Origin of the sequence: Pseudomonas floridensis (genome assembly GCF_002087235.1) — a bacterium.
GTDB classification, from domain to species: Bacteria; Pseudomonadota; Gammaproteobacteria; order Pseudomonadales; family Pseudomonadaceae; genus Aquipseudomonas; species Aquipseudomonas floridensis.
In genome coordinates, this window is sequence record NZ_MUIO01000211.1 from 1 (window position 1) to 4710 (window position 4710).

Annotated in this window: 4 protein-coding genes; 1 reads left to right on the top strand and 3 read right to left on the bottom strand. The window is 58.6% G+C overall.

What is annotated here, in order from left to right; genetic code table 11:
* Window positions 1-54: 54 nt before the first annotated feature.
* Both BZK31_RS28285 and BZK31_RS28290 read right to left on the bottom strand, forming a co-directional pair.
* Window positions 55-1083, bottom strand: coding sequence for an alpha/beta hydrolase (locus BZK31_RS28285; protein WP_083186454.1), 1029 nt, complete (start codon window positions 1081-1083; stop codon window positions 55-57).
* A 45-nt stretch (window positions 1084-1128) separates the two neighbouring features.
* Window positions 1129-2328 (bottom strand): MFS transporter, encoded by a 1200-nt coding sequence (locus BZK31_RS28290; RefSeq protein WP_083186455.1) that lies wholly within the window; start codon window positions 2326-2328, stop codon window positions 1129-1131.
* A 158-nt stretch (window positions 2329-2486) separates the two neighbouring features.
* Here BZK31_RS28290 and BZK31_RS28295 point away from each other — a divergent pair, with 158 nt between their 5' ends.
* Window positions 2487-3380 (top strand): LysR family transcriptional regulator, encoded by an 894-nt coding sequence (locus BZK31_RS28295; RefSeq protein WP_083186456.1) that lies wholly within the window; start codon window positions 2487-2489, stop codon window positions 3378-3380.
* Window positions 3381-3382: 2 nt separating this feature from the next.
* Here BZK31_RS28295 and BZK31_RS28300 read toward each other — a convergent pair whose 3' ends face one another.
* Window positions 3383-4492, bottom strand: a complete 1110-nt coding sequence (locus tag BZK31_RS28300; RefSeq protein ID WP_167378132.1) for an XAC2610-related protein — start codon at window positions 4490-4492, stop codon at window positions 3383-3385.
* Between the last annotated feature and the right edge of the window lie 218 nt (window positions 4493-4710).

A 4710-nucleotide genomic window follows, 5' to 3' on the forward strand; every position in this document is an offset into this window, starting at 1 on the left:
GCTTAAGTGAACAGCATTATGCCGATGGGCAGGTTTTTCTTTGCTCCGAGGTCGTTACTTCAGGTTTTTCTTGAAGAACTCGGTCAGGGTGTCGAACGGGATCAGTTTGACCCGATCGTACAAATCGACGTGACCGGCACCCGGCACGATCACCAGTTGCTTGGGCTCGCCAGCGAGCTTGAACGCTTCCTGGCTGAACTCGAGCGAGTGCGCTTCGGAACCGGCGATGAACAGCATCGGACGCGGCGAGATCGTGGCAATGTCATTGAACGGGTAGAAGTTCATGAACTTGACGTTGCCGGTCAGCGTCGGGTGGGTGGTCAGCTTGGGCGACTGACCTTCCGGCGTGTACTCGCCCCGTGGCGTGCGGTAGAAATCGTAGAACTCGCGCTCAATGGGATGCGACTTCTCGGTAATCTCGTGCACGGTGCCGCTGGTGTACTTCGTCTCGCCACCTGCGGACTCGATATCACGCTGCGTGGCCGCCTCGGCAATGATTTTCTTGCGTTGCGCCAGGGTCTGCGAGTGTTTGAGCCCGTCACGATTGGCGGCGCCCATGTCATACATGCTGACCGTGGCGATGGCCTTCATGCGCGGGTCGATCTTGGCAGCGCTGATCACAAAGCTGCCGCTGCCACAGATACCCAGAACGCCAATGCGCTGCTTGTCGACGAAGGTCTGAGTGCCAAGGAAATCCACTGCCGCGCTGAAGTCTTCGGCATAGATATCGGGCGACACAGCGTTACGCGGACGGCCTTCACTCTCGCCCCAGAAAGACAGGTCCAGCGACAGGGTCACGAACCCCTGCTCCGCCAGCTTCTGCGCATACAGGTTGGCACTCTGCTCTTTCACCGCACCCATCGGGTGGCCAACGATGATTGCCGGCGCCTTGGTATCCGGGTTCCAGCCTTTGGGAATGAACAGGTTACCGCCCACTCGCATCTTGTACTGGTTGTTGAACGTCACCTTCTGCTGAATGAGTTTGTCACTCTTGTAGAAGTTGTCTGCGCCATTGGACATGTCCGCTCCCATTGCCGAATAGGAGCCCACTAAAAGCCCGAGCATCAATAAAAATCTCTTCATTGCGGTTTTCCTGAATCAGGTGATAAACGAACGTTCTTTATTGCTTCATTCACTGAATCGAACATTGCGCATCGCAGCCCAGGCAAAGACTGCCGAACCGAGCAACACCACAGCGCCAAACACGAACGGGCTCCACCAGCCCAGGTGGTCGAACAGCGCACCGCCCACACCCGCACCCACCGTGATCGCCAGCTGAATAGTGGCGACCATCAGGCCACCTCCGGCTTCGGCATCGTCGGGCAGCGTGCGGCTGAGCCACAGCCCCCAGGCCACCGGCGCAGGTGTCGCCACCAGGCCCCAGATACCGAGCACGAGGGCGACGGCCACAGGCGAATGCCCCATGGCAATGAGCGCGGCGGCCAACACCGCCATCACCAGCGGAATCGCGATCAGGTAGGCGTAAATTCGGTTTTGCAGCAGCGCGCCGATCATCCAGGTTCCGGCCAGACCGCAAAGGCCGAGCAGCAACAACATCAGCGACAACGTGGTCACGCTCACGCCGGTGATGCTTTCCAGAAACGGACGCAGGTAGGTGAAGACCGCGAACTGGCCCATGAACAGCAGCATGATCGCGAGCATGCCGATGGCCACCTGCGGGTTAACCAGCAGCTTGAAAGGATTGGTCGCCCGTTTGTTCGCCGGATTGCTCATCGCCGGGATGCTCAACCACTGCCAGGCAAACGCCAAAACCGCGAGCGGAATCACCAGAAAAAACGCCCCGCGCCAGCCGATGTACTGCCCCAGAAAACTGCCCAGCGGCGCGGCGACGGTCGCAGCCAGCGCGTTACCGCCATTGATCAGCGCCAACCCTTTAGCAACCGATTCTTTGGGCACCAGGCGCATGACCGTGGCGGTCGACATCGACCAGAAGCCGCCGATGGCGACGCCCAACAATGCACGTCCGGTCATGAACGCCACACCGTTGGGCGCCAACGTGACGGTCACGCCAGACACCAGCAGCAGAAAGCTGAAACCCAGCAGCACCTTTTTGCGATCAAAGCGACCGGTCAGCGGTGTGTTCAGCAGACTGGTCAGCACCGCGAAGAAACCGGAAATGGAAATGGCCTGGCCCGCCTGCCCCTGGCTGATGCCCAGGTCCTGCGCGATGGGCGTCAGCAGACTGACCGGCATGAACTCCGAAGCAATCAGCACGACCACGCACAGTGCCATCGAAAACACCGCACCCCACGCCGGTGGATGGGCCGCAATGGCGTTGTGTCCTATGGTTGAATCGAACGTTTTCATGTACCACTGACCTGTTCGTACATGGCCGCAGGAATCAGCGAAGCTTGCGCATCACTGCTTTCCCGATAACCGTAAAAAATGTGAAGCACAGGTTAGGGCAAAGGGATTAGGATGATTAGACGCCGCAATTTCCATGCGATTGTGAGAGAAACTCAGTAATGAGCACACCCAGACTGAATGACCTGCAAGCCTTCCTCGCCGTCGCCCGGGACCAGAGCTTCACGCGCGCAGCGGTCAAGCTTGGCGTCACGCCTTCGGCCTTGAGTCATACCATTCGCGGACTGGAAGAAAAAATGGGCGTGCGCCTGCTGGCGCGCACCACGCGCAACGTGGCGCCCACCGAGGCCGGCGAGAAACTGATGAACACCATTGGCCCGCTGCTGGACCAGATCGCCACGGAAGTCGAAGTGCTGGGCGAAATGCGCGACAAGCCTGCCGGCACGATCCGCGTGACCTGCTCCGACGACGCAGCGGAAAACATCATCCGCCCCATGCTGGCGGAGTTTCTGGCGAAGTACCCGGATATTCAGGTCGAGGTCTGCATCGATTACGGCTTCACCAATATCGTCAGCGAACGCTTCGACGCGGGCATCCGTCTCGGGGAATCGATCAGCAAGGACATGATCGCCGTGCGCCTCGGACCGGATTGGCGCCTGTCCGTGGTCGGTACGCCAGAATACTTTGAAAAGTACGCTGTGCCCTTGCTACCTCAGGATCTGACGCAGCACACCTGCATCAACATCCGTCACTCACCGAATGGCAATTGCTATGCCTGGGAGTTCGAAAAGGACGGGCGCAAACTGAACACGCGTGTCAACGGCCAGTTCACCTCCAACAGCATGATCCACGTCATGAATGCAGTCCTCGACGGCGTCGGCCTGGCCTACGTGCCGGACTTTCTCGCCAGGCCGCATCTGGCCAGCGGACGCCTCAAGGAGGTGCTTACGGACTGGAGCCCCTACTTCGAAGGCTTCCACCTGTACTACCCCAATCGCCGCCAGGCATCTCCCGCGTTCACGGCGTTTGTGGAGGCGATCAGGTACAGGGGCTGACGTTAACCAGCGCTGGCCTTGATGGCTTCAGCGACCTTGTCGAGGGATCCGTTCGCGGGCTCGGCAAGCAGCTTCAGCTCAGTGGTCTTGCCACGCGCCACCACCTGCATGCTCTTTGGCGCGCCTTTCGCGTCGCCCAGAATGCGGTAAGTGGTGTCACCGCGCACAAAGCTCAGGCCATGAGTCGCAGCGTCGTATTCAAAGCGTTCGGTGTCTGCCTGCGGGTAAAGCAACCCGACCTGGTCCTTGTTATCGACCGCAGCGTAATACACCGAACCGCCCACGCCCGAGCGAAACAAAATGACCCGCTTGCCCGACGGCGCCAGCTTGAACGACAACAGGATCTCGCGCTGATCATCCTTTTCCCACAGCAGGCGGGTGATGTGAACCATTTTGCCATTCTTGTTCACGCTGACCGTTTCGGTCGGCACACCCGAGCCACCGGTATGATCGATGACCGTCTCGGTCTCCATCATCGGCTCGCCGTTGCGAATGCTGTACGTGGCCATCTTGTGCCAGCAGCAACCGTCCTTGGTCATGGTGCTGATCTCACGCTTCTTCTCATCCACACCGAACATCCCGCAGTTGCTCTGCGCCAGCTCAGTGAATGAATCGCTATGCTTGAAACCAATCGCCGTGCCGACAAACACCTGGAACGACGGCCCGTGATAACAGCTGTTCTGGCCGTCCATAAGGGCCAGATCCTTGATGCCGTCGAAGTTGAAATCCTTGTAGATCAAGACGCTCTGCTCGCCATACGGCAGCTCTTGCACATTGGCTTTGACCTTGCCGCTTTTTGCATCGGTGTCGAGCACCAACTCATCGGACTGCACACGAATCAGCGGCTTGTCGCTGGCCTTGCCGAACACCTTGATGACACCGGGGCGAAAGGTCTCGTCGGTGGCCGCCACTTCCACCGTGGCGCGGTATTGGTCAGAGAAGTCCTGCAAGGCATAGGTCTTGCGAGCAGCTTTATCAAACGCCGCCGCATCCATCTCGCCGTAAGCCTGCTGCGCATCGGCAGCGTTGACCAGCGGAGACAGCAGCAGCCCGATCAACATAGCCACCGAACGCACCACAGGCGATGAACCCACATGGTTGATACTCGACATCGGCATGAGAAAAATCCTGTTTGAGGAATGGCGAGTCTACGTGGATTTGCTTTGATGGTTAGCGTCATATCGCGGGGTATGTCTTATTATTCATCAACGCCAACGGATTATCTGTGGAGGCCGAGGTTCTACGCGAACAGAGGGCTGGTGTCAGTTGAGGTCGAGACAAGACTTAAGGATTCTCCGAACAAGTCCCAAGATGTGATGAAATACACCTG